Origin of the sequence: Acinetobacter sp. YH12049 (genome assembly GCF_013419875.1) — a bacterium.
Lineage (GTDB): Bacteria > Pseudomonadota > Gammaproteobacteria > Pseudomonadales > Moraxellaceae > Acinetobacter > Acinetobacter amyesii.
The window spans coordinates 17,649-42,672 of sequence record NZ_VOZH01000026.1 but is presented as its reverse complement, the minus strand read 5'-3'; the positions used below and the strand labels follow the sequence as shown (position 1 = coordinate 42,672).

The following is a 25,024-nucleotide window of genomic DNA, read 5'->3' as shown; positions in this document are numbered from 1 at the left end:
TCAATAGGCATTCTTTTTGTTCAAAACGAAATCTGTATATCAGGGGAAATGCAAAAATAGTGGCCATCAAAAAAGGAGCCGAGGCTCCTTAGTGAGTGTAAATTTAAAGTTTAGCTTTTAAAGCCCCAGCGGGTATCGAGCGCCAATGTTTGGTTTTCATAACGTGGAATAATGTGAATATGCACATGTTCAGTGGCTTCGCCAAAAACTTGTCCATCATTAAACCCAATATGAAAGCCAGTAGGTTGATAGCGTAAATTTAATTCATTACGCGCTTGTTCAAGTAAGGACATTAAACTTTTACGTTCTTTATCAGTAATTTCAAAAAATGAACCAACATGACGTAGCGGGACAATGACAGCATGCCCTTTAGACAGTGTATGTGGTTCAGGAAGTACAACACCAAAATCATTTTTTGCAATCACGTCATATTCGTCAAAATTGCAATATGGACAATTGAGTTCTGTCATTGTGCTCTCCTCATTTTTATAAATTAAATATTGGTATTGGTTCTTAGCGCTTTAAGAACCAAGCTGGCGTGCTAACAAGGCATACATGGCCGCTAAGCTTTGCTGTTCTGCAGCAGCGTTATAAGCTAAATCTACGCCGTTTGCTTTGGCGCGTTCATCCGCCATCGGGTTGCTAAAGCCATGTTTTGCACCTTCAAAAATATTGATTTGATACTGCACTTGGGCAGCATCCATTTCATTTCTAAAGGTTGCAACATCATCTAAGCTCACCATCGAATCGAGCTCACCATGTTGCACTAAAATCTCTGCTTGGACTTGTCCTGTTTGTGCAGGAGTTGCTGTAGCAAGTGTTGCATGGAAGGTCACCACTGCTTTTAATGCAGCACCTGAACGAGCTAAATCCAGCACGACTTTTCCGCCATAGCAAAAGCCTATAGCTGCGAGTTTATCTGCATTTACTTCCTTTTGCTGTGCCAAAGTGTTTAATGCAGCAGACGCACGGGTCACGATGGTGTCACTATGATCAAAAGTCTGCATCATCCATTCATAAGCTTGCTTTGCATCAGTGGTGACTTTTTTGTCACCATACATATCCAAAGCGAAAGCAGCATAGCCTTGTTCTGCCAATTCGCGCGCACGTTGTTCGGTATATTCATTGCGTCCCCACCATTCCGGGGCAACTAACACACCTGCGACCGCAGTGTCTGACTCTGGTGCGGCAAAATAGCCAAAAAGTTGAGTTCCATCCGCTGCTGTATATTGAATTTCGCGCGTCTTAATTTTAACGGTCATGGTCAAATCCTTATGTGCGGCTACACAGTTGATGGAGATTTAAAAATAAAGGGAAATTGGTTTTTGTGAAATAAATATAAGATATCAATGTGAATTTTAAGTCAAATCAATCAAAAAAATTGTAAAAGAAAATAATGGAAAGAAGAAATATTGAGGAGCACCGAGATTTGTCGATGCTCCTAAAGAGAGTATTGTTATTTCGGGAGAACTTCAATGAGCTCTACATCAAAAATCAGCGTGCTATTTGGCTCAATGACGTCTGCTGAACCAATTTGACCATAGCCTAAATTTGCAGGAATGAAGAAGCGATATTTTGCACCTTCTTTCATCAACTGTAGACCTTCTGTCCAACCCTGAATGACTTGACTCACTTGGAACATCGCAGGTTGGTTACGTGCAATTGAACTATCAAAAACAGTGCCATCAATTAAGCGACCTTCATAGTGAACTTTCACTGTTGAATTGGCTTTGGGTGATTTACCTTTGCCGGCTTGAATGACTTGATACTGCAGGCCAGATTTCGTGACCAGAATGCTCGGTTTTTTGGCATTTTCAGCAAGGAAAGCTGCACCAATGGTGGCATTCGCATCCGCTTTTTGTTTCAGTTCAATCAGTTGTTTCGCTTCGGTTTGCTTTTTATATTGGGTTAAGGCACGGGTCATTTCTTCATCTGTTAGTGACGAAGCTTGACCTTTAGATGCTGCCTTTAAACCTGCAACAAATGCATCAATATCTAAATCCTTAATGGATTCAGCATTACTGCGTCCCATTAAATAACCAAAACTATAACCGACTTGTTCTGCAGCACTACTTTTATTACTGACATCTTTGGCAAATACAGTGCTTGAGCAGAGTGCCAAACACAACATACTGATCTGTAATTTCATGACCGAGTCTCAAAATAAAGCAGGAGAGCGAAAAGCTCTCCTGTACCGGTTTTATTATTTAACTTCAATGAGTTCTACATCAAAAATTAAAGTACTGTTCGGTGGAATCGTTCCTGGAACACCTTGAGCACCATAACCTAAGTTTGAAGGAATATATAAAGTGGCTTTACCGCCTTCTTTCATTAACTGTAGACCTTCAGTCCAACCTGGAATTACTTGGTTCAATGGGAATTCAATTGGCTCGCCGCGCTGTACTGAACTATCAAATACTGTGCCATCCACTAACTTACCTGTGTAGTGAACTTTAACAACTGATGTGGCTTGCGGTTGTTTACCTGTACCTTCTTTCGTTGTTAGGTACTGTAAACCAGAAGCAGTGGTTTTAACCCCCGCTTTGCTTTTGTTTTCCGTTAAGAAATTATCGCTGCTACTTTGTGCTTGCTTATTGCTTTCGAGCTGCTTATTTTGCATTTCTTGTTGGAACTCAGCATATGCTTTTTGTAATTCTTCTTCAGTATATGCAGGTTTTGCACGAGCATGGCCTGCACGAACGCCAGTGACAAAGCTATCAATATCTAATTCTGGAGGCGTTTGATGGGCAACTTCATAACCAAGTGCATAACTGATTTTAGCGACAGCAGAAGCGTTTGCAGCTGGTTGAGTTGATGTTGCTGATTGCGTAGCAGGTGTTTTAGTTGCATAGTAAACAGGAACAAGTGCGGCACCGCCGAGTAATACAGCGACAGCGATAGGTAGGGCCTTACTCATATATTTTCCCACAATTATTTTATATGTAAAAAGTTGCTGAAATTCTAGCAGACTTTTCCTGTTCAGCGCTTACCTATCTCTATGATCAGGTAAGGTGCAGGAAAGATCATCATAGTCATGTTCTTATTTTTATACTATAACGGTATGAATATATAAAACATTTTTTATACAGAAAGTGGCATGCAACATAAATTTCGCACATAAAAAAAGCCACCGTATTCGGTGGCTTTTTTGAATAGGCTTGAATTAGTCTTGGTCTTTTGAAGCTTTATAACCATAAGAATAGTTATAGCCATAACCATAACCATAACCAGCTGAGCTACGTTGAATGTCGTTTAAAATAATACCATTGACCTTCACACCCACTTGTTCAAAGCGGTTCACGGTTAACTCTAGTTCTTTCAACTGAGTTTTCGCATAACGAGCAATCACCAAATTTACACCAGCATATTGCGAAATAATGATACCGTCTGTCACCGCAAGTACAGGAGGGGTATCAATGATCACATGATCAAACATCGGTGAAATCAAATCTAAGAATTCTTTGAATTTACCAGAACTTAAAAGCTCAGATGGATTAGAAGGGCTTTTACCACGAGTAATCACACTCAAATTTGGAATTTCAGTGGTTTTAATGATGCTGTCTAGATCACGCTGACCATTTAAATACTCAGAAAGACCTGGTTGGTTGTCATGATTGAAGTATTTGTTCAAATAACCACGACGTAAATCGGCATCAATAATTAAAACACGTTTATCGCTTTGCGCAAGAATCGTAGCTAAATTGGTTGAAATAAACGATTTACCAACTTCTGGTGCTGGCCCCGAAATCATGATCAGGTTATTTTTTGCAGATGTCAGTGCAAAGTGAATGGCAGTACGCATACTGCGCAGGCTTTCAATTGCAATATCATCGCTATTTTTAACCGCAAGTACAGGAATGGTCTTTTTCTTCTTCAGTAACTTGATGCGACTTTCTTGAACAGGGGAACGTGGCACAGTGGCATAAACCGGAAGATCCAGATTATTTTCAATTTCTGAAGAATCTTTAATTCCTGAGCGAAGCATATTGCGAACAAGAGCAATTAATACACCAATAAAGCCACCGACAAATAGCGAGAGTATAAGGACAATTAACTTTTTAGGTTTAATAGGTTCAATTGGCTCTACTGCAGTATCAACGATGCGGACATTACCAATTTCCCCTGCTTTTGCAATACGGAGTTGTTGGTAAGAGTTGAGTAGAGCGGTATAGAGTTGCTGTTTCACTTCAACTTCACGATAAAGCTGTAAATAGCGGCGTTGTAAATCTGGAAGTTTTTTTAATGTGGCATTTAGTTCAGCAATTTTGCTATTAATTGCCCCCAATTGTGCATTCATTTGCTGCATCACTGGGTGTTCGCTGGTGTATTTTGCAGACGCCTCAGCTACTTTTTGTTCAAGCTGTGCTTTTTGGGTTTCGAGTGTAATACTTTGAGTTAAATACAACTCAGACTCTTTAGTGACATCTACCGTATTAAACTCTTGACGGAATTTGTTAAATTCGCGTTCCGCAACATCCAGTTGTTGTTTTAGTTCAGGTAGTTGCTCATCCAAAAACTTTAAGGTCTGCGCGCTTTCAGCTGAACGGCGTTCAATATTTTGCTGGCTATAGGCTGCTAAAATTGAATTGAGTACTTGGGTAATATGTTCTTTATCTTGACCCTGATAATTTAATCCAAGGACACCGGTCATTTTCCCTTTTTCAGCAACCGAAAAATTCTCTAAAATATTATCAACTGCAGCAGGTAAAGATTGCTTTTGAATTAGGTAGTGATCTTTTAACTTGTCGCGGGTAAAAATCGAAATATCCCACGATCCATCAGTGGTACGTAATGAATTCGCTTGATTGAGCTTCGCAGTCAGAATTTTTTCTTCAGTTTCGGTATCTATCAGTGTAATGAGATTATCTTCGAAGCTTAAACTGAGGTCTTTATCACGATATACGTTAGGCACATTAAATTGACGGACTTCAAAACTTTTTTCATCGTCTTTAAAAGTTACTGATTTATTTTTATATTCTGTGACATATTCATGCGGGGAAAATAAGCGATCAGTGAAAGAATTTTCTGTACCGGAAATTTTTAGGTCGAGATGTAAACTCTGAATGACATTACCAAGAACTAAACGTGATTTAAGAATCTCAATTTCTGCTTGGGTAGGTTGTTTTTGATCAATCATGCTTGATAGATCACCCAAGAGTGCTGCTGAAGTTCCTTTACTTTCCTCAACCTGTACCAGTGCATTTACTGCGTAGGTATCAGGCGTGGTTCTTAAATAAAGCAGGGCACAAACGAGACTTAAAATTACACATAAAGCAATTAACTTCCACTGTGCAATCAGAGAGAAAAATAATTCTTTTAAATCAATTGTATCTTCTGTATTGGTATTTTGGCTCATAATCGTACATCAAAAGTTAAATTTGTTTAGTCCAATCTGCAACGCAAGATTGGATCAGTTCTGAGGTCTGGTCAAAAAAAGCTTGATCGTGCTGATATGGGTCAGGCACATTTTTACCTTGCCAATGACCTAAACGAAAAGTCTTTCCCTTTGCAAATGGCCATGTCTGTTCAATATGCTTTTGTTGATTTGAACTCATGACCAAAATTAAATCTGATTTTTTGATCAGTTCAGCATTTAATTTTTGGGCAATATGTCCACTCATATCGATGCCAATTTTTTGCATACAGTATTGAGCTTTTTCATCTGCTGCATGTCCAATCATACCTGAGATTCCAGCTGAATAAATATTCAGGTCGGGATGATCTTTTTTTAGGAGATACTCCGCCATAGGACTTCGGCAAATATTACCTACACAGACCACCAAAATATTTTTAAATAACATTATTGGCCCAATCTGTCCAAGTTATAGATGATATTTGAGAAAGGAATCACTTGATTGATTACACGCTGCCAGCGAGCTAAACCAGATGCATCAACATACACAATATCATTGCTGCGCATTTTGAACTGGTTAGCGAGCCCAAAGTCACCGATACTGGTTAAATCTAAATGGTAAATTTCAGTCATCGGGCTATTTACATCGCTACGCACTACGTAGATTTTACCTCGACTTGCTGAAAGTGAGTTAATCCCTAGACTTTCACCGAGGACATCACTGAGGCTCATGCCTTGTTCACGCATTGGTAACGATTGGTTTTTGCCAGACTCTCCCATCACATAAATTTTTTGGTTTTCACGTGAGTTGACATAAATTGTGTCATTTGGTTTGATGAGTAAGTTGTGTAAAGAATATCCAGCTTTTTCAAGTTCAATACTATTGAGTACATAACTTTGACCATTTCTAACTAAGGTTAAAGATGCATTGTCACCAAATTGACTATTTACTCCGCCCGCCATACCTAATGCAGTATAAATACTAGTTGGTTGGTCGGTTAAATTAAACTGACCACCTTTCATCACGTTACCTTGAACAGAAAAACGTTGGCCTTGGTAGGAAAGTACCCGAACAATCACATCTGGGGTTTTTAAGTAACGAGCAAGTTGACTGCGTAATTCCTGATTGACTTGTGTCAGCGATTTTCCGGCAGCTTTATATCGGCCAATAATAGGGAATTGGATATAGCCACTTTGATCAATTTGGTAACCATTTGATTTAATCGCTTCTGCATTGCTTATTGTATTTGTGGGTGGTGTAATTTCAGGATATGCCCATAAATAAATAGATAAAATATCACCCGGATTTAAACGATAACTTTTTTGTTGTTGATTGAATAGATGGGCAAAATTTTGCTGATTTACTTGGGCGGGTTGAACAGCAACTAAATTTTCTTGAGTTAGTTTAATAACATTGACTGTCGAGCCTAAATCAGTCTGAAATGTACCTTCCTTAGGAAGGTCATAGGTTTGTAAGCCTGAAGTAATGGCACAACCCGTCATACTCAGACTCAAAGCTAACATACAGCTATAACGATAGTAACTCACTCGAATACAAATCCTATTTATAAAATTTTTGAATCATTGAAATACGGGTTTAAGTACCCAAATTACTCATTTTAGAATGTTAAGTTTATACTATTCACCTCGTAGAATATAGCTTTACATTTGTTTTAAATCGTAAGTTTAATCAACACTTGTATGGATAAATATCTTTTTAAAGATCTTGTTGTTAGTTAAATTTTTTTAAATATACAAAGTTGGTTTTATAGGGGGAGTTGTTTAATCCAATAAATATTGTTGATTAAAATTACAGTCCTCATAGAACATCATTACACAATCGAAATTTGATTTTCTGATATAATTTAACGCTATTTACAACATAACGATGATTGATGATTCATCGATGACATAGGCTTCAGTATGTTACAACTCTCCGAATTAAAAATTGCCATAATCGGATTAGGTTATGTCGGTTTACCGCTAGCTGTTGAGTTTGGAAAAAAAGTTCCCGTGGTGGGCTTTGATATTCATCAGAAGCGTATTGATGAATTACGTAGCGGACGTGATCATACCCTAGAAGTTTCTCCTGAAGAATTAGCACAATCAGCTCAATTAAGTTACAGCGCAAATTTAGAAGATTTAAAAGACTGTAATTTCTTTATTGTTACAGTGCCAACCCCGATTGATGAATATAAGCAGCCAGATCTAACGCCATTAGTGAAAGCCTCAGAAAGCATTGCAAAAGTGTTGAAAAAAGGTGATGTGGTTGTTTATGAATCGACCGTTTATCCGGGTGCAACAGAAGAAGTCTGTATTCCTGTTTTAGAGAAAAATTCAGGCTTAATATTCAATCAGGATTTTTATGCAGGCTATAGCCCTGAACGAATTAATCCGGGTGATAAATTACACCGGGTAACCAATATTTTAAAAATCACTTCGGGTTCAACACCAGAAGTGGCTGATTATGTTGATGAAGTCTATAACCTGATTATTGAAGCGGGTACTCATAAAGCAGCTAGCATTAAGGTTGCAGAAGCAGCGAAAGTGATTGAAAACACTCAGCGTGATGTGAATATTGCCTTAATTAATGAATTGGCATTGATTTTCAATAAAATGGGTATTGATACCGAAGCGGTATTACACGCAGCGGGAACAAAATGGAACTTCCTTCCATTCCGTCCGGGTTTAGTCGGTGGTCACTGCATCGGTGTTGACCCGTACTATTTAACGCATAAAGCCCAAGCGATTGGCTACAACCCTGAAATTATTTTAGCGGGTCGTCGTTTAAATGATGGTATGGGCGCTTACGTTGTGACTCAGCTAGTGAAAGCCATGCTGAAAAAACGCATTCAAGTGGAAGATGCCAAAGTCCTCATTTTAGGCTTAAGCTTTAAAGAAAACTGCCCGGATATCCGTAATACCCGTATCATTGATATTGTGAAAGAACTGCAAGAATATCATGTCAATGTTGATGTATATGATCCTTGGGTGGATGCTGCTGAAGCTGTGCATGAATATGGGATTCAGCCTGTACAAATGCCTGCACAAGGTGAGTATGATGCTGTGATTTTGGCAGTCGCGCATGAGCAATTTAAAGACATGGGCGTAGATGCCATCCGTGCTTTGGGTAAAGCTGATCATGTGTTGTATGACTTGAAATACGTGTTATCTCAAGCTGAATCTGATCTTCGTTTGTAAGGGGCATACCAAATGAATCAATATCAACAGGTATGTGAAAACCTTAAAACAGCGCCTAAAACATGGCTGGTAACTGGAGTTGCTGGATTTATTGGTTCAAACTTGCTTGAAACTTTATTAAAGCTGAATCAAACCGTAGTGGGTTTAGATAACTTTGCTACAGGTCATCAGCATAATTTGGATGAAGTGCAAAGTTTAGTGACTGCTGAGCAATGGGCGAAATTCAGTTTTATTGAAGGTGATATTCGCCAATTTTCCGACTGCCAAAAAGCCTGTGTTGGCGTGGATTATGTCTTGCATGAAGCCGCTTTAGGTTCTGTACCGCGTTCAATTGCAGACCCCATCACCACCAATGAAACCAATATCAGTGGTTTCTTAAATATGCTCACCGCAGCACGTGATGCGGGTGTTGCTAGCTTTACTTATGCGGCCAGCAGTTCAACCTATGGTGACCATCCGGCATTGCCAAAAGTGGAAGAAAATATTGGTAATCCACTTTCACCTTATGCGGTGACCAAGTATGTAAATGAACTCTATGCCGATGTGTTTGCACGTGCATACGGTTTTAAAGCGATTGGCCTACGTTATTTTAATGTGTTTGGTCAACGCCAAGATCCAAACGGTGCTTATGCGGCAGTGATCCCGAAATGGACGGCATCGATGATTGATGGTGAGGATGTCTTCATCAACGGTGACGGTGAAACCAGTCGTGATTTCTGTTTTATTGATAATACGGTTCAAGCCAATATTTTGGCGGCGACAGCATCGGATGAAGCGAAAAACCAAGTGTATAACGTGGCTGTGGGTGACCGTACTACGTTGAATGAGTTATATCGTGCCATTCAGGTGGCACTTGCTGAAAATGCGGTGAACTTTGAGCGCGATCCTGTGTACCGTGATTTCCGAGCTGGTGATGTACGTCATTCACAAGCCAGCATTGCCAAAATTGAGCAAGGCTTGGGTTATGCACCGCAGTTCAAAATTGCCGAAGGCATTCAACTGGCGATGCGTTGGTACGTAAACAACTTAAAATGATATTGAACAGATGATTGCGAAAATTTTCGCAAAGTATCAGTCGATTGGGCTGATTACCTTAAGTTTACTGGCAGGTGCGATAATGACATTTATCGCACTTCCTGTTTTAACACGCCTATATTCTGTTGCTGACTTTGGGGCTTACGGGATTGCATTGGCGATAGTCAGTGTACTTTCAACTGTAGCCAATTTGCGTTTGGATCAAGCGCTATTAGTTGCCGAAGAAGGTGATAAAAAAAGCCTGATCTTTGAAGGGGTAGTATTTTCAACTTTCATCGCGATTGTTAGCGGCATTGTTATTAGTTTTATTCTAAATATTGAAATGGCAGGGGCTGTTGCCACAGGCATACTTGCCAACACTTTGATTCAAAGTCTGTATAACTATCAATTTGCAGCGCATAAAGAATATTTTTGTGCAGGTTTAAATATTTTTAGAAGTGCCATTGTCGTGTTGGTGCAACTCTCGTTGCCATTCGTGATGCAGATCAGCTTGGCGAATAGTTATAACGTCAGCTCGATTATCATGATTGTGGCGGTGCTGATTTATTTACTAAATAATCAACTGTATCAAGTGAGTTGGCAAGCATTTAAACATTACAAAGATTTTATTTATGCCAATACACCGCATGCCTTGCTGAATAGTTTTTCGCATAATTTGCCTTACTATGTGGTGTCGCATTTTGTCGGTGTGCAGGCGATGGGCTTCTATGCCATTGTCGAAAGGACTTTGCGTGTTCCGATTAATTTGATTTCGCAAACTTTGCGTCAGTTCTTTATTCGCAAATTTAAAACCACGGATTCCAATCAAAGTGCTTTAAAGGCGAGTGTACTACTCAGTCTGGTTTCACTGCCATTATTTGCTTTGGTCTTTGTATTGCCTGAATCTTTATATTTATGGGTTTTTGGCAGTGAATGGGTGGGTATTTCGAGCTATTTCCAAATTTTAGCTTTGGGCTATTGGGCGATTTTCTGTAATCCGCCAAGCTCAGCTTTTCTGATTGCTAAGCGCAATAGCCAAGTGCTGTTTAAGTTGCAAATCGTAGAACTCATCATTAAGTTCGCTTTATTTGCAGGCTTCTATGCAGTCTTTGCTGATAAAGTATATATGTTGCTTGCGGTGCCTGTAGCACTGATCATTTATAACTTTGCCATTTTATATGTGGTGTGGAGAAACAAAAGCTGATGTTTTTTAAACTGTTAAAACTGATGAATTGGTTCACTGCACAATCCCGTCAGCAATTTTATAATGTGGCTTTTGGCACCAAATTTCGTTATTTCGGCAAAGCCTGTACGGTCGATATTAGCGGACAAGTGAAAATTGGCAACAATGTTTATATTGGCGATCATGTCAGTTTAATTGTCGAGCAAGGTGCGAGCTTAGAAATCGCGGATAACAGTTTTATTGGTGAAAGTTGTTATATCAAATGCTTTGGTGGCAAGGTGTCGATTGGTAAAGATGTCAGTATTAACTCTAAGTCATTTATCAATGGCTGTGGCGGTGTGAGCATTGGCGATAACACCCGTATTGGCACGCAAAGCATCATCATTGCCAGCAATCATAAATTTGGTGAACCTGATATTTTGGTGAAAGATGCGATTACCAAACAAGGGGTCAGTTTAGGTGAAAATATTTGGCTTGGTGCGCGGGTGACGGTACTTGATGGCGTGAAAATTCCAAATGATTCGGTGATTGGCGCGTGTAGCCTCGTGTCGAAACCTTTGGACGACTCGGGTGTCTATGTCGGCAGTCCTGCCAAAAAAATTAAATCGCTGTGATCTTATTTTTCATCCTGCATCGTGACTGCGGTTTCCATATCGTAAAGTGTATTTTCAGCGTAAAATAGCTGACTTATTTTCCTCCTTTTAAGTTGCCTCGCCTCATTCAGGTACTGTGTATGTCATTTATGGTTTCTGCTTTTCGACAGCTGTTTGATTTAGCTTATTTTATGGTAAAAGGCAGTGTGGCTTATGCACGTAAAAAAGGTGTGAAAGTTGGTGAAAACTGCCGAATCTATATTAAAAGTTGGGGCTCGGAACCGTTCTTGGTCAGTATTGGCGATCATGTGACGGTCACTTCAGGAGTGAAATTTATTACCCATGATGGCAGTACCTGTTTAGTCAAAGATGAGCAAGGGAAGCGCTATCAACGCTTTGCGCCGATTCAAGTCGGTTCTCATGTATTTATTGGGGTCAATACTATTGTAATGCCGGGTGTAAGCATTGGCTCCAACGTGGTGATTGGCGCAGGCTCGGTGGTGACCAAAGACATTCCTGATCACAGCGTGGCGATTGGCGTACCTGCCAAAGTGGTATCCAGTTTTTCCGATTATCAATCCAAAATTCAAAGCACCTGTGCCAGTGACAGTGAGCTTGCTGGCATCACGGATTATCGTGAGCGTGTTGAGCATGCCATGGCGATTCAAGCCTCAAAAACACTGCATTAATATTCTCCCATTTTAAAATTTAGGTCTGCATATGTTGAATAAAGTCATGTTCTTTTTGCCGAGCTTGGGCGGTGGCGGTGCAGAACGTACAGTCATTCAACTCGCCAATAGCTTTGCAGAACAAGGTCTCAATATTCATTTGGGCGTGTGTAATGTCACAGGTGACAAAGCCAAGCTATTACCCGAAGTGAGTTCTAAAATTGAATTGGTGAATTTTAATTGCGGTCGGGTGATGAATAGCATCACGCCTTTAAAAATAAAAATGAAAGCTGAGCAATACGACTGCTTAGTCGCAACGCAAACCCACACCAATATTGTGGCAGGTATTGCGAAAAGACTCGCAGGTGTTAAAACGCTATTAATCTTCCGTGAAGTATCTACGCCGTCCAAAAACTTAAAATTGCAAGGTCTTGCCAAATTTTTGCTGAAAACTTTGGTGAATTGGACTTATCCCATAGCACAGCAAGTGGTTTGTGTTTCCAAAGGGGTTGAAGCCGATTTTCGTGAATATTATGGCTATAAAAATAATAATCTGAGCACGATTTATAACCCTGTATTGGACGATGCCTATTTTGAAAAACTCAAAGCGCCAGTCACACACAAATTTTTAAATGGTGACCATAAAGTGATTTTGGCAGTGGGGCGTCTCACTGAAGCAAAGAACTTTGGTTTTCTGATCCGCTCCTTTAAAGCCTTGCATGATCAGCATCCTGAAACCCGATTATTGATTTTAGGTGAGGGCGAACTGCGTGCAGAGTTTGAAGATTTGGTATCTGACTTAGGTTTAAAAGATGTCGTGGATTTGCCGGGCTTTGATGCCAATCCATACGCTTATTTTAAATATGCATCGCTATTTGTTTTAAGCTCGAATTGGGAAGGCTTGCCGGGTGTACTTATTCAAGCCTTAGCCTCTAAAGTGAAAGTGGTGAGTACCAACTGTCCAAGTGGACCAATGGAAATTCTAGAAAACTCTAAGTTTGGTTTATTGGTTGAATGTAATGATCAGGCAGGTTTAACCCAGGCGATGCAACAGGCAATTTTTGCTGATTATGTACATTATTCAGAAGCTAATTTTGAAGCCCATATTCAGCAATTCCACAAAGCAACGGTATTGCAGCAGTACTTAAACATGATGGAGTCTGCAACATGAGCAAACCGTTGATGGTGCATGTGATCACCAACTTTGCAGGGGTGGGCGGTGCTGAGATGATGCTGGCACGCTTAATCCAGCAAACTGAACATGACTATCAGCATGTGGTTATTGCATTGATGAAAACCTCCGAGGTGTATCAAAGTACTTTAGATCGATGTCAGTCATATTATGCATTGGGTTGGAATGGAATCAATACGCTGGGGACGATTCAAAAACTGCGTGTTTTACTCAAACAATTACAACCGAAAACCGTGCAATGTTGGATGTACCATGCCAATGCATTGACAAGTTTAAGCATTATTGGTTTAGCCCAAAAACCAAAAGTAGTTTGGGGTATTCATCATTCGCTTGCTTCTCCTAAAGATGAATCGATCAGTACCAAGATTGCGTTGGGCATAAGCAAAATACTGTCACAGCAACCTAGTGCTATTATTTATTGTGCGCATTCATCCATGCAACAGCATCAGGCCTTCGGCTTTAAAAATGGCAATAGCCAAGTGATTGCCAATGGCGTGTTTCTCGATAAGTTTCAGCCGAATTTACAGTTAAATCAGCCTACGGTGATTGGTTTTGCAGGGCGTTATCACACGGCCAAAGGCTACCCCTATTTGTTTGAAACGATGGGCTTACTCAAGGATCAAGACATCATCTTTAAAATTGCAGGTAGCGGAGCGAGTTTAGAGAATCCTGAAGTAAAGGCTTTATTCGATCAATATCAATTGGATAGTCAAAAAGTCCATTTATTGGATCAAATCTCAGATATGCCTGCGTTTTATCAATCGATTGATGTATTCCTCATGACTTCAATTACTGAGGGCTTCCCAAATGTCTTGGTCGAAGCAATGGCATCAGGGTTACCGTGTATCAGCACCAATGTCGGCGATGCCAAATATATTGTGCAGGATTTAGGAAGTATTGTTCCACCACGTAATGCGCAAGCTTTGGCAGATGCGATTTTAGCCTATACACAAAAATCAGAAGCAGAAAAACAAAGCTTAAAACAAGCCGTGCGTGAGCGTGTAGAAGCACATTTCAGTATTGAGCAAGTGAGTCAGCAATATATGCAAGTTTGGGAGCAAAGCCGTTGAAATTTCTGATGATCAGCAGTTTTCTGCCTTCTGTTTTAAATTTCCGCGGGAAACTGTTGGAAGCTATTCATACGCAAGACTATGAAATTCATATTATGGCGCCTGAGTTTGCATCATTTCCTGAAGAGCAGCAAAAACTGCAAGCCCTTGGCTATCATCTGCATGAAATTCCCATGCAGCGCACAGGCACCAATCCGCTGGCGGATTTAAAACTGTTAAAACATCTCTATCAGAAGATCCGTCAAATTCAGCCGGATTATGTACTGTCTTACACGATCAAACCTGTGATTTATGGCACGCTTGCGTCATGGCTTGTGAAAGTACCGCATCGTTTTGCTTTAATTACAGGTCTGGGCTATGCCTTTCAAAATGTGGAATCTGGCAAGCGTAGTCTGTTTCAAAAGCTGGTGCATGGCTTATATACACAAGCGCTCAAACGTAGCGACAAAGTTTTTTTCCAAAACCCAGATGATTTAAAGCTGTTCCAAGAGATGCACTTACTGGATGTTAGTAAACCGACTGTAGTGGTGAATGGTTCAGGGGTAAATGTGCAAGATTTTGATGTCATGCCTTTACCAAAAAATGAACAAGGGCAGGTCAAAGCCGCATTCTTACTCATTGCACGCCTTTTAGGTGATAAAGGCGTACGTGAATATGCTGAATCGGCGCGCATCATCAAAGCACAATATCATGAGTCGGAATTTCATTTGGTCGGTTGGATTGATGATAATCCATCTGCTATCTCGCAATCTGAACTCGATACATGGATTGCCGATGGTCGCCTTAAATATTGGGGCAAACTCAGTGATGTCCGTCCTGCAATTGCAGAATGCTCAGTGTATGTGTTGCCATCTTATCGTGAAGGCACGCCACGTACGGTATTAGAGGCGATGGCAATGGGTCGTGCTGTGATTACCACCGATGCGCCGGGCTGTCGTGAAACCGTTACCAATGGTGTAAATGGCTATTTGGTTGCGGTGAAATCAGTCAATGAATTGGTGCAAAGCATGCAGTATTTTATTGAAGATCCTAAACTGATTGAGTATATGGGACAGCGTTCGCGGGAAATTGCGCTGGATAAATATGATGTGCATCAAGTGAATAAGCACATGATGGCTGAAATGGATATCCATTAAAGGCGATTTACCCAATTTAAGAGGCGATCCAGATGACTTTAAAATATATAAAAAGTGATTTATACCGTTATACCGGTCATGTCAGTTTGAAAACCTTTTTGAAAACTTATTTTTTCAATCGCGGTTTTAATTTTTCATTTTGGCTGCGTTTAGCCAGCGCGCAAAGTGCGTGGGCAAAACTGGCTTATCCGATTTATTATTATAAAAAAAAGCACTACGGCATAGATATTCATACTACGACTCAAATTGGCTATGGCTTGTTTATTGGGCATGGCGGGCCGTTGGTCGTCAATCCGACAACCGTGATTGGCAATAATGTGAATTTATCGCAATTTACCACCATTGGTGCAAATGGCGGCCGTCAAGCCGCAGAAATTGGCGACAATGTTTATATTGGGCCAAATGTCTGCATTATTGAGCATGTCAAAATTGGCAATAATGCCACTATAGGTGCGGGCAGCGTTGTGACGAAAGACATTCCTGAAAATGCAACTGCGGTAGGAAACTACGCGAAAGTGATCAGCATGAATAACCCAGGTCATGCAGTCAATCGTCGTTGGACCGATCTCTAAACGACTATATTTTCGGGATCTTTTGGAATGGGCACTACTTGAGTCCCTTTGACGGTTGAAATATTTTACAAATCTGATGGTCTCGAACAGGGTATAATCATTGCTAGAAATGGATACCATTCCCCCATCTTCATCTAATCTTAAGAGTGAACCATGTTAAAGCGCTTATTGGATATTGTTATCGCATCATCTGCGCTGGTGCTGCTGTCTCCTGTTTATGCTTTAGTGGCTTATAAGGTGAAAAAGAATTTAGGTTCACCTGTTTTATTCCGTCAGGTACGTCCGGGTCTGCATGGTAAACCGTTTGAAATGGTAAAGTTCCGCACCATGAAAGAAGCACTCGATCTCGATGGCAATCCATTACCTGACAGTGAGCGTCTGACGCCATTCGGAAAAATGCTCCGTGCCACCAGTTTGGATGAAATGCCTGAACTGTGGAATGTGATTAAAGGAGAGATGAGTATTGTCGGACCACGACCACTGTTGATGGAATATTTACCGCTCTATAATCGTGAGCAAGTCAAGCGTCATAACGTGCGTCCGGGCATCACAGGACATGCTCAAGTGAATGGTCGCAATGCCATTTCATGGGAAAAAAAGTTTGAACTCGATACTTGGTATGTGGAAAATCAGTCTTTATGGCTCGATTTTAAAATCATGCTGAAAACCGTGAAAAAAGTGATTGCCAAGGATGATATCAGTGCCGAAGGCGAAGCCACCATGACAAAATTTACCGGCACACCGGAACAAAAATAATGACAACACTCTATGCGATTTATGGCGCTTCAGGTTGTGGGCGCAGTTTAATGCCTGTTGCACGCCAGCAATTAGCACGTGAAAGCGATGCTTCAGAAATCGTATTTATTGATGATGCCTTAGAATCGGTTGCAGACGTAAATGGTCATCGTGCCATGAATTACCTCGCATTTTTAAATGAAACGGCTTCAGAAAAATACGTACAAATCGCGATTGCCAATAGTCGAGTACGCGAAAAAATCGCCCAGCGTTTAGAATTGGATGGCATTCAGCTTTGGTCGATCACTGCGGACAATGTGGTTTTAATGGATCAGATTGAATTCGCTGAAGGTTCTGCTTTGAGTCCTTTTGTCAGCATTGGCTCCAATGTCAAAATCGGCAAGTGCTTTCAAGCCAATTTATACAGTTATGTTGAGCATGATTGTGTGATTGGGGATTTCGTTACTTTTGCGCCAGGCGTAAAATGCAACGGCAATATTCATATACACGAGCATGCCTATATTGGCGCGGGTGCGATGATTAAGCAGGGCACACCTGATCAGCCTTTAGTGATTGGTGTAGGTGCTATTGTTGGTATGGGTGCTGTCGTGACTAAAAGTGTCCCAGCAGGCGCAACAGTGGTGGGCAATCCTGCCCGTATTGTGACGAAAAAATAGATTTTTAAACTCGATTTTGAGACTAGGAAAACTCCATGTTAAACAGTGCATTTGAACCTTGGCCAAGCTTTACTCAAGCAGAAGCCGATGCGGTATCAAAAGTCCTTTTATCTAATAAGGTGAATTATTGGACCGGTCAAGAATGCCGTGAATTTGAAAAGGAATTTGCACAGTTTGCAGGAACCAAGCATGCAGTTGCCGTGGCCAATGGTACAGTTGCGCTGGATGTAGCACTCAAAGCCTTAGGTATTGGCGCAGGCGACGATGTGATTGTTACCTCACGTACGTTTTTAGCTTCGGCAAGCTCGATTGTGACTGCAGGTGCCAATCCGATTTTTGCCGATGTAGAGCTGGATTCACAGAATATTTCTCGCCGTACCATTGAAGCAGTGATAACACCGAATACCAAAGCGATTATCTGTGTGCATTTGGCAGGCTGGATGTGTGATATGAACCCGATCATGCGGTTGGCTGAGGAAAAAGGCTTTTTTGTGATTGAGGATTGTGCCCAAGCGCATGGTGCAATGTACAAAGGAAAATCAGCTGGTTCCATCGGTCATATAGGCGCATGGTCTTTCTGCCAAGACAAAATCATGACCACGGGCGGTGAAGGCGGCATGGTCACTACCAATGATGAAAGTCTGTGGAAAAAAATGTGGTCGTATAAAGATCACGGCAAAAACTTTGATAGCGTGTATAACAAGCAACATCCACCGGGCTTCCGCTGGCTGCATGACTCATTTGGCACCAACTGGCGCATGATGGAAATGCAGGCGGTGATTGGCCGTTTACAGCTCAAACAAATGCCAGAATGGACTGCAAAACGTAATGCCAATATGGTGCGTATCCAAGCGGCGTTTGATAATAGTCCGTATTTTACTGTAGCAAAACCATCTGTTGAATATGTGCATGCAGCCTATAAATGCTATGTTCACGTCAATGTCGATGCATTACCCAACGGCTGGTCGCGTGATCGAATCATGGCAGAAATCAATGCATTGAATGTGCCTTGTTTTAGCGGCTCGTGTTCAGAAGTGTATTTAGAAAAAGCATTTGATGGTACGCCTTGGCGTCCTGCGCAGTCTTTACCGCAAGCTAAACAGCTCGGTACAACAAGTTTAATGTTCCTTGTACACCCAACATTGTCTGAGCATAGCCTGCAAAAAACCGTGGATGCGATTCAAGCAGTGATCGCAAAAATCTTAACCTGAAAAGCGCGTATAATATTCGTTCTCATCCGCTTTATTGACCCCATTTGAGCATCTTGTGAAAGACATTATCCGTTCTATAGCATCATTACCGCGTCGCCAAAAACAAATCGTTTTGGTGCTGATGGATATCTGTGTTTTACCGTTAATGATGTGGCTGGCATATGCCATACGTTTGGCACGTCCTAATGTTCAGGTCATGCAAGGACTGGATGCTTGGTATATTTATGTCGGTGTAGTTGGCATTCTGATTTTTGCATTGCTCGGTATTTACCGTGCAATTGTGCGTTCATTTAATGAAGATTATTTGCTGCGAATTTTAGTTGGAACATTTATTCAAATCGTGGCGCTGTACACGATTAAAAAACTCAATGTCGCATTTATTCCCATGAGTATTCCGCTCATGTATGGCTTTATGCTGTTTTCATACATGTGGTGGAGCCGTGCAGTCATTCGCTACGCTACTCTTAAAACTTTTGCCAAAAAGCAAAGCCGTAAACGTGTGGCAATTTATGGCGCAGGGCTGGCAGGACAACAAATTGCAGCAGCTTTAAACCGCTCAGATGATTATTTGCCCGTGTGTTTTATTGACGATAAGCGCTCCTTACAAGGTCAGTCACTGAGTGGTTTAAAAATTTATTCACCCAAAAAAGCGCAAGCAAAACTTGGAAAATTTGGCATTGAAGAAGTTTTACTTGCCATGCCTTCCGTTGGTCGTGCACGGAAAAAAGAGATTATTGAGTCTTTTGATACGGCAGATGTCAAAATTATGGAACTGCCAGGGGTAACCCAACTGGTCGATGGTCAAGTCCAAGTTTCAGATATCCGTGAAGTGGATATTATTGACCTATTGGGGCGTGATCCTGTACCGCCGAAACCTGAACTGTTAGAAAAAAATATTAAAAATAAAGTGGTCATGGTGACAGGGGCGGGCGGTTCGATTGGTTCTGAGCTTTGTCGTCAGATTGTGAAGCATCAGCCGAAAATGCTAGTGCTGTTTGAAATGTCTGAATTTGCTTTGTATTCAATGGACCGTGAATTGCAGGCTTCTGATATACAAATTATTCCAGTGCTGGGTTCTGTCACCAATCAGCAAAAATTAGAACGTATTATTCAAGAGTACAAAGTGCAAACAGTTTATCATGCCGCAGCTTATAAACATGTACCACTTGTTGAAGCAAACCCATTTGAAGGTATTTATAATACCTCCATTGGTACACAGCGTAGTGTAGATGCAGCGGTGAATCAAAATGTTGAAACTTTTGTTTTAATTTCAACAGATAAAGCGGTGCGTCCAACCAATGTCATGGGTGCGTCTAAACGTATGGCAGAATTGTATTGTCAGAGCCTAGCGTCGACGAATCCAAAAACGCAAATTAGTATTGTGCGCTTTGGTAATGTACTCGGTTCGTCAGGTTCTGTCGTCCCTTTGTTTAAAAAGCAGATTGCTCAAGGCGGGCCTGTTACAGTAACGCACCCAGAAGTCACGCGTTATTTTATGACCATTCCTGAAGCTGCGCAGTTGGTGATTCAGGCTGGTGCGATGGGGACTGGCGGTGATGTATTTTTATTGGATATGGGCGAGCCAGTTAAAATAGTAGATTTAGCTAAACAAATGATTCGTTTGAGTGGTTTTCGAGCAATCGATGAAAATGGTATAGGTGATATTGAGATACAATTTACAGGTCTACGTCCGGGTGAAAAGTTATATGAAGAGTTGTTAATTGATGCTGAAAATGTTGAAAAGACGGAGCATGAAAGGATATTAAAGTCTTATGAAAAATATTATGGATATTTAGAGGTTTCTGAAATATTTATACAGCTTAAAAATTACAAGTATCGTGATGATTTAAATGAATTATTTACGATACTAAAAAAATATGTGGATGGTTATTGTTCAGTATCTATAGATAAGTAATTTTAATAGTAGTATTAAAATTTAATTTAACTGGATGATATAATTAAGGATAACAAAATTAAAGCTATACCTTAATACAGTGAATTTTAAAATTTAGGATATTTATGAAGATTATAGTAACAGGTGGAGCAGGTTTTATTGGTTCTGCCGTGATTCGACATATTATTAATCATACTAATAATGAAGTATTAAATATTGATAAGCTGACCTATGCTGGCAATTTAGAATCTTTAGAAAGTATTGCTGATAGTGAGCGTTATCAGTTTTCTCAAACTGATATTTGCGATCGTATTGCATTAGATCAAATCTTTGAAAGTTTTCAACCAGATGCTGTGATGCATTTGGCAGCAGAGTCCCATGTAGATCGCTCAATTACAGGTTCGGCTGCATTTATTGAAACCAATATTATTGGTACATATCACTTGTTGGAAGCTACCCGTCATTATTGGAACGGTTTAAATCAAAATAGAAAACAAGCATTTCGTTTTCACCATATTTCAACAGATGAGGTTTATGGTGACTTAGAAGGTACAGATAACTTGTTCCTGGAGACAACACCCTATGCTCCGAGTTCGCCATATTCGGCAAGTAAGGCCAGTTCAGATCATTTAGTTCGAGCTTGGCATCGAACTTATGGACTACCAACAATGATTACCAATTGTTCAAATAATTATGGTCCTTATCATTTCCCTGAAAAATTGATTCCTTTAGTGATTTTAAATGCTTTAGAAGGTAAGGCGCTTCCAATTTACGGTAAAGGTGATCAAATTCGCGATTGGTTATTTGTTGAAGACCATGCTAGAGCATTATATAAAGTAGTGACAGAAGGTGTTGTCGGAGAGACGTACAACATTGGTGGGCACAATGAAAAACAAAACATTGAAGTCGTGAAAACGATTTGTAAGATTTTAGATGAGTTAAAGCCCCAGTCGAATGGACAAGCTTATGAGTCACTGATCACATTTGTACAAGATCGTCCTGGTCATGATTTACGTTATGCCATTGATGCAACAAAAATTGGCCATGAATTAGGCTGGAAACCTAAAGAAACGTTTGATACAGGTATTCGAAAAACAGTTGAATGGTATTTGAATAATTTAGAGTGGTGTCGTCGTGTTCAAGATGGCAGTTACCAACGTGAAAGATTAGGTGTGAATGCATAATGAATACAAAAGGTATTATTCTCGCAGGTGGATCGGGTACACGTTTATACCCAATTACAAAGGGTGTATCCAAACAACTACTCCCAATTTACGACAAGCCAATGATTTATTATCCAATTTCTGTACTTATGTTGGCAGGCATTCAGGATATTCTGATTATTACGACACCTGAGGATAAAGAGAGCTTTGAACGCCTGCTTGGTGATGGTTCACAGTTTGGTGTTCGTTTGCAGTATGCCATTCAACCTAGTCCGGATGGGTTGGCTCAAGCGTTTATTATCGGCGAAGAGTTTATTGGTGATAGTAATGTGTGCTTGGTACTTGGCGATAATATTTTCTATGGTCAGGGCTTTACACCAATGCTTAAGCAGGCTGTAGCTCGCCAAAAAGGCGCTACAGTTTTTGGCTATCAAGTAAAAGACCCTGAGCGTTTTGGTGTAGTTGAGTTTGATGAGCATAAACGCGCAATTTCATTAGAAGAAAAACCTAAGCAACCAAAATCAAATTTTGCAGTGACAGGTTTATATTTTTATGACAATGATGTGATTCAAATTGCAAAAGAAGTTAAACCTTCTGACCGTGGTGAGTTGGAAATCACGACAGTGAACCAAATGTATTTGGAGCGGGGTGACTTAAGTGTTGAGCTATTGGGTCGAGGCTTTGCATGGCTCGATACTGGTACACATGCAAGTTTGCTTGAAGCAGCACAATTTGTAGAGACCTTAGAAAAGCGTCAAGGTTATAAAGTTGCATGTCTAGAAGAAATTGCTTTTAATCAAGGTTGGTTGAGTAAAGAGCAAGTGTTAAAAATTGGGCAAAGCATGAGTAAGAATGACTATGGTCAATATTTGATTTCTTTGGTAACTGAATAAAATGGGTCTTGTAAAATTAATTGACTTGCCGAGTTTTGCTGATGACCGTGGTGGGTTAGTGGCTATTGAGTCCAATCAATCTATTCCCTTTGAAGTTAAGCGTTTATATTATATTTTTAATACAGTAGATAAACCTCGTGGATTTCATGCTCATATTGATCTCAAACAAGTTGCAATATGTTTAAAAGGTAGTTGCAGATTTATTCTGGAAAATGGCTCTAATAAAGAAGAAGTTATTTTAGATAACCCGACCCAAGGTTTGGTTATTGAAGGATTGATCTGGCGTGAAATGCATGATTTTTCTGAGGACTGTGTTTTACTTGTTTTGGCAAGTGAACATTTTGATGAGAATGACTATATTAGAGATTATCAAAAATTTTTAAGTGTGGTGCATAATGAAGTTTGAAAACCTATCGGCCAAAACAATAAACTTTAAATTAGTTGAAGAGTCTGATGCGGAGTTTATTTGTGAACTGAGAGCCAATCCAGAATTAAATAAACATATTTCTCAATCTTCAGCGGATATTCAAGCACAGCGTGATTGGATACGAAATTATAAAATGAGAGAAACAAATAATGAAGAGTATTATTTCATTATTTGTCGTAATGATAATAATCAAAGAATAGGTACAATTCGCTTATACGATTTTAAGGAAAATCCAAAATCATTCTGTTGGGGGAGCTGGATATTAAATGAAAATAAAACACGGTATGCAGCCATAGAAAGTGCTTTATTGGTTTATAAATTGGCTTTTGAAGAACTTGGTTTTCAGCAATCACATTTTGATGTGCGTAAAGATAATCTTGGTGTACATAATTTCCATATGAGATTAGGCGCAGAACATATTAATGGTAATGACTTAGATAATTTCTATATATACCCAGCATCTCAATATTTTGAAATTTTAAAAGAATATCAAAAGTTTATAGGTTAAATATGAAAAGTATAAAAGAAATGGTAATTGGACAGACATTTGAAATTAATAGAAATTTTTCAGATAAAGATGTTGATTTATTTTCATTGTTGTCAGGAGATGTAAACCCTGTACATTTGGATGAAGCGTTTGCAAAAACCACAATGTTTGGTGGAAGAATTGTTCATGGTGCGTTACTTACAAGTATTTTTTCAACAATATTTGCAAATAATTTACCAGGACCAGGTTGTATTTATTTAAAATCTGAAAATAAATTCTTGAAGCCAGTTTTTTTGAATGAAGTAGTAAAATTTAAAGTAGAAATTATAAATATTATAGTTGAAAAAAAACGTGTAGTTTTTAAGACTACGGCTGTATTTAGAAACCAAGAATGCATCGTAGGCACAGCAGAACTTTATATTCCTGAGTGAAAAGCAAGATGATTACCTTTTTAGATTTAAAAAATATTAATCAGCAGTATCGTGAAGAGTTAATTACGGCTTGCACGAGAGTTATTGATTCTGGGTGGTATATTGGTGGAAATGAGCTAGAACAGTTTGAACAAAATTTTGCAAACTATTGCGGGGTTAAATTTGCAATTGGCGTGGCCAATGGTTTAGATGCATTAATTTTAACCTTACGTGCTTGGAAAGAGCTGGGTAAGCTTCATGATGGTGATGAAGTGATTGTTCCTTCAAATACCTATATTGCCAGTATTCTCGCTATCACAGCCAATAACTTAACACCTGTATTAGTAGAGCCTGATTTAAATACTTATAATATTGACCCTGCTAAAATTCAACAGGCTATTACTGCTAAAACCCGTGTTATTCTGCCTGTGCATTTATATGGTCAATTGGCAGAAATGCCTGAAATTATGCAAATTGCTAAACAACACAATTTATTGGTTTTAGAAGACTCCGCACAAAGTCACGGGGCACAAATACAAGGTAAAAAAGCAGGAAACTGGGGCGATGCTTCAGGTTTTAGTTTTTATCCTGGAAAAAATTTAGGTGCATTGGGTGATGCAGGTGCAGTTACAACGAATGATGCAGAATTAGCGACCATGTTAAAAGCATTACGTAACTATGGCTCGCATGAAAAGTATAAAAATTTAGTACCAGGCGTAAATAGCCGTTTAGATGAAATTCAAGCGGCGATGTTAGATGTTAAGCTCAAATACTTGGATCAAGAAACTCAGCATAGACGTCATATTGCGAGTTTATATTTGAATGGAATCAAAAATCCTTTAATTCAACTCCCATTGAATGGAATTAATGCTGAATCCTATGAGCAGCATGTTTGGCATTTATTTGTAATTCGCACCAATCAGCGTGAAGCACTACAAAAATATTTAAACAAGCAGGGTATACAAACGCTCATTCATTACCCGATACCACCGCATAAGCAGCAAGCATATAAGGAATGGAATGATCAAAGCTATCCATTGGCTGAAGTCATGCATCAAGAGGTGCTAAGTTTGCCTATTAGTCCTGTAATGCAGACTGAACAAGTCAAATTGGTGGTAGCAGCTATTAATTCTTTTGAGGGGTAA

The 25,024-nt window shown here is 39.8% G+C and carries 26 protein-coding genes; 19 read left to right on the top strand and 7 right to left on the bottom strand.

Annotated features, from left to right (window positions below):
* Positions 1-110: 110 nt before the first annotated feature.
* From FTU05_RS12260 to FTU05_RS12230, 7 genes are all read right to left on the bottom strand, one after another.
* Positions 111-470: an HIT family protein gene (locus FTU05_RS12260; protein ID WP_078191628.1), complete on the bottom strand. Its 360-nt coding sequence runs from the start codon at positions 468-470 to the stop codon at positions 111-113.
* 51 nt (positions 471-521) lie between these two features.
* Positions 522-1,262 (bottom strand): dienelactone hydrolase family protein, encoded by a 741-nt coding sequence (locus tag FTU05_RS12255; protein ID WP_180165500.1) that lies wholly within the window; start codon positions 1,260-1,262, stop codon positions 522-524.
* Positions 1,263-1,456: 194 nt separating this feature from the next.
* The gene (locus tag FTU05_RS12250) at positions 1,457-2,149 is read right to left on the bottom strand and encodes an FKBP-type peptidyl-prolyl cis-trans isomerase (RefSeq protein WP_180073496.1); all 693 of its coding nucleotides are present in this window, start codon (positions 2,147-2,149) and stop codon (positions 1,457-1,459) included.
* A 54-nt stretch (positions 2,150-2,203) separates the two neighbouring features.
* The gene (locus tag FTU05_RS12245; RefSeq protein ID WP_078191625.1) at positions 2,204-2,917 is read right to left on the bottom strand and encodes an FKBP-type peptidyl-prolyl cis-trans isomerase; all 714 of its coding nucleotides are present in this window, start codon (positions 2,915-2,917) and stop codon (positions 2,204-2,206) included.
* Between the two features lie 246 nt (positions 2,918-3,163).
* On the bottom strand, positions 3,164-5,356 hold the full coding sequence (locus FTU05_RS12240; protein WP_180165499.1) for a polysaccharide biosynthesis tyrosine autokinase: 2,193 nt from the start codon (positions 5,354-5,356) through the stop codon (positions 3,164-3,166).
* 16 nt (positions 5,357-5,372) lie between these two features.
* Complete coding sequence (locus tag FTU05_RS12235; protein ID WP_180003627.1) at positions 5,373-5,801, bottom strand: low molecular weight protein-tyrosine-phosphatase; 429 nt, start codon at positions 5,799-5,801, stop codon at positions 5,373-5,375.
* Positions 5,801-6,877: a polysaccharide biosynthesis/export family protein gene (locus FTU05_RS12230; protein ID WP_180110097.1), complete on the bottom strand. Its 1,077-nt coding sequence runs from the start codon at positions 6,875-6,877 to the stop codon at positions 5,801-5,803. Before FTU05_RS12230 ends, FTU05_RS12235 begins: the two co-directional genes overlap by 1 nt.
* Positions 6,878-7,276: 399 nt before the next feature.
* Here FTU05_RS12230 and tviB point away from each other — a divergent pair, with 399 nt between their 5' ends.
* The 19 genes from tviB to FTU05_RS12135 all read left to right on the top strand — a co-directional run bounded on the left by tviB (position 7,277) and on the right by FTU05_RS12135 (position 25,024).
* Positions 7,277-8,554: a Vi polysaccharide biosynthesis UDP-N-acetylglucosamine C-6 dehydrogenase TviB gene (gene tviB, locus FTU05_RS12225; RefSeq protein WP_180110855.1), complete on the top strand. Its 1,278-nt coding sequence runs from the start codon at positions 7,277-7,279 to the stop codon at positions 8,552-8,554.
* Between the two features lie 12 nt (positions 8,555-8,566).
* The gene (locus FTU05_RS12220) at positions 8,567-9,589 is read left to right on the top strand and encodes an NAD-dependent epimerase/dehydratase family protein (protein ID WP_180165497.1); all 1,023 of its coding nucleotides are present in this window, start codon (positions 8,567-8,569) and stop codon (positions 9,587-9,589) included.
* A gap of 10 nt (positions 9,590-9,599) precedes the next feature.
* Positions 9,600-10,772, top strand: a complete 1,173-nt coding sequence (locus tag FTU05_RS12215) for a lipopolysaccharide biosynthesis protein (RefSeq protein ID WP_180110853.1) — start codon at positions 9,600-9,602, stop codon at positions 10,770-10,772.
* Positions 10,772-11,365 (top strand): acyltransferase, encoded by a 594-nt coding sequence (locus tag FTU05_RS12210; protein WP_180110852.1) that lies wholly within the window; start codon positions 10,772-10,774, stop codon positions 11,363-11,365. Before FTU05_RS12215 ends, FTU05_RS12210 begins: the two co-directional genes overlap by 1 nt.
* A 119-nt stretch (positions 11,366-11,484) precedes the next feature.
* The gene (locus tag FTU05_RS12205) at positions 11,485-12,033 is read left to right on the top strand and encodes a DapH/DapD/GlmU-related protein (protein WP_180110851.1); all 549 of its coding nucleotides are present in this window, start codon (positions 11,485-11,487) and stop codon (positions 12,031-12,033) included.
* 31 nt (positions 12,034-12,064) lie between these two features.
* On the top strand, positions 12,065-13,183 hold the full coding sequence (locus FTU05_RS12200; protein ID WP_180110850.1) for a glycosyltransferase: 1,119 nt from the start codon (positions 12,065-12,067) through the stop codon (positions 13,181-13,183).
* Positions 13,180-14,274: a glycosyltransferase gene (locus FTU05_RS12195; protein ID WP_180165495.1), complete on the top strand. Its 1,095-nt coding sequence runs from the start codon at positions 13,180-13,182 to the stop codon at positions 14,272-14,274. Before FTU05_RS12200 ends, FTU05_RS12195 begins: the two co-directional genes overlap by 4 nt.
* Entirely contained in the window at positions 14,271-15,410 is a 1,140-nt protein-coding gene (locus FTU05_RS12190) for a glycosyltransferase family 4 protein (protein WP_180165493.1), read from the top strand. Before FTU05_RS12195 ends, FTU05_RS12190 begins: the two co-directional genes overlap by 4 nt.
* A gap of 32 nt (positions 15,411-15,442) precedes the next feature.
* The gene (locus FTU05_RS12185; RefSeq protein WP_180165490.1) at positions 15,443-15,982 is read left to right on the top strand and encodes a serine O-acetyltransferase; all 540 of its coding nucleotides are present in this window, start codon (positions 15,443-15,445) and stop codon (positions 15,980-15,982) included.
* A 153-nt stretch (positions 15,983-16,135) separates the two neighbouring features.
* Entirely contained in the window at positions 16,136-16,738 is a 603-nt protein-coding gene (locus FTU05_RS12180; RefSeq protein ID WP_180165488.1) for a sugar transferase, read from the top strand.
* Complete coding sequence (locus FTU05_RS12175; RefSeq protein WP_180165487.1) at positions 16,738-17,394, top strand: NeuD/PglB/VioB family sugar acetyltransferase; 657 nt, start codon at positions 16,738-16,740, stop codon at positions 17,392-17,394. The genes FTU05_RS12180 and FTU05_RS12175 overlap by 1 nt, the downstream gene beginning before the upstream one ends.
* 35 nt (positions 17,395-17,429) lie before the next feature.
* Positions 17,430-18,605 (top strand): DegT/DnrJ/EryC1/StrS aminotransferase family protein, encoded by a 1,176-nt coding sequence (locus tag FTU05_RS12170; RefSeq protein WP_180165485.1) that lies wholly within the window; start codon positions 17,430-17,432, stop codon positions 18,603-18,605.
* Between the two features lie 55 nt (positions 18,606-18,660).
* Positions 18,661-20,520, top strand: a complete 1,860-nt coding sequence (locus FTU05_RS12165) for a nucleoside-diphosphate sugar epimerase/dehydratase (protein WP_180165483.1) — start codon at positions 18,661-18,663, stop codon at positions 20,518-20,520.
* Positions 20,521-20,624: 104 nt separating this feature from the next.
* A complete protein-coding gene (gene rfbB / locus FTU05_RS12160; RefSeq protein ID WP_180165482.1) occupies positions 20,625-21,683 on the top strand; it encodes a dTDP-glucose 4,6-dehydratase in 1,059 nt (352 codons plus the stop codon).
* Complete coding sequence (rfbA, locus tag FTU05_RS12155) at positions 21,683-22,555, top strand: glucose-1-phosphate thymidylyltransferase RfbA (RefSeq protein WP_180165481.1); 873 nt, start codon at positions 21,683-21,685, stop codon at positions 22,553-22,555. The genes rfbB and rfbA overlap by 1 nt, the downstream gene beginning before the upstream one ends.
* A 1-nt stretch (position 22,556) precedes the next feature.
* Entirely contained in the window at positions 22,557-22,961 is a 405-nt protein-coding gene (locus FTU05_RS12150) for an FdtA/QdtA family cupin domain-containing protein (RefSeq protein WP_180165480.1), read from the top strand.
* The gene (locus FTU05_RS12145) at positions 22,951-23,490 is read left to right on the top strand and encodes a GNAT family N-acetyltransferase (protein ID WP_180165479.1); all 540 of its coding nucleotides are present in this window, start codon (positions 22,951-22,953) and stop codon (positions 23,488-23,490) included. The genes FTU05_RS12150 and FTU05_RS12145 overlap by 11 nt, the downstream gene beginning before the upstream one ends.
* A 2-nt stretch (positions 23,491-23,492) precedes the next feature.
* Entirely contained in the window at positions 23,493-23,900 is a 408-nt protein-coding gene (locus FTU05_RS12140; RefSeq protein ID WP_180165478.1) for a MaoC family dehydratase, read from the top strand.
* An 8-nt stretch (positions 23,901-23,908) separates the two neighbouring features.
* Entirely contained in the window at positions 23,909-25,024 is a 1,116-nt protein-coding gene (locus FTU05_RS12135; protein ID WP_180165477.1) for a DegT/DnrJ/EryC1/StrS aminotransferase family protein, read from the top strand.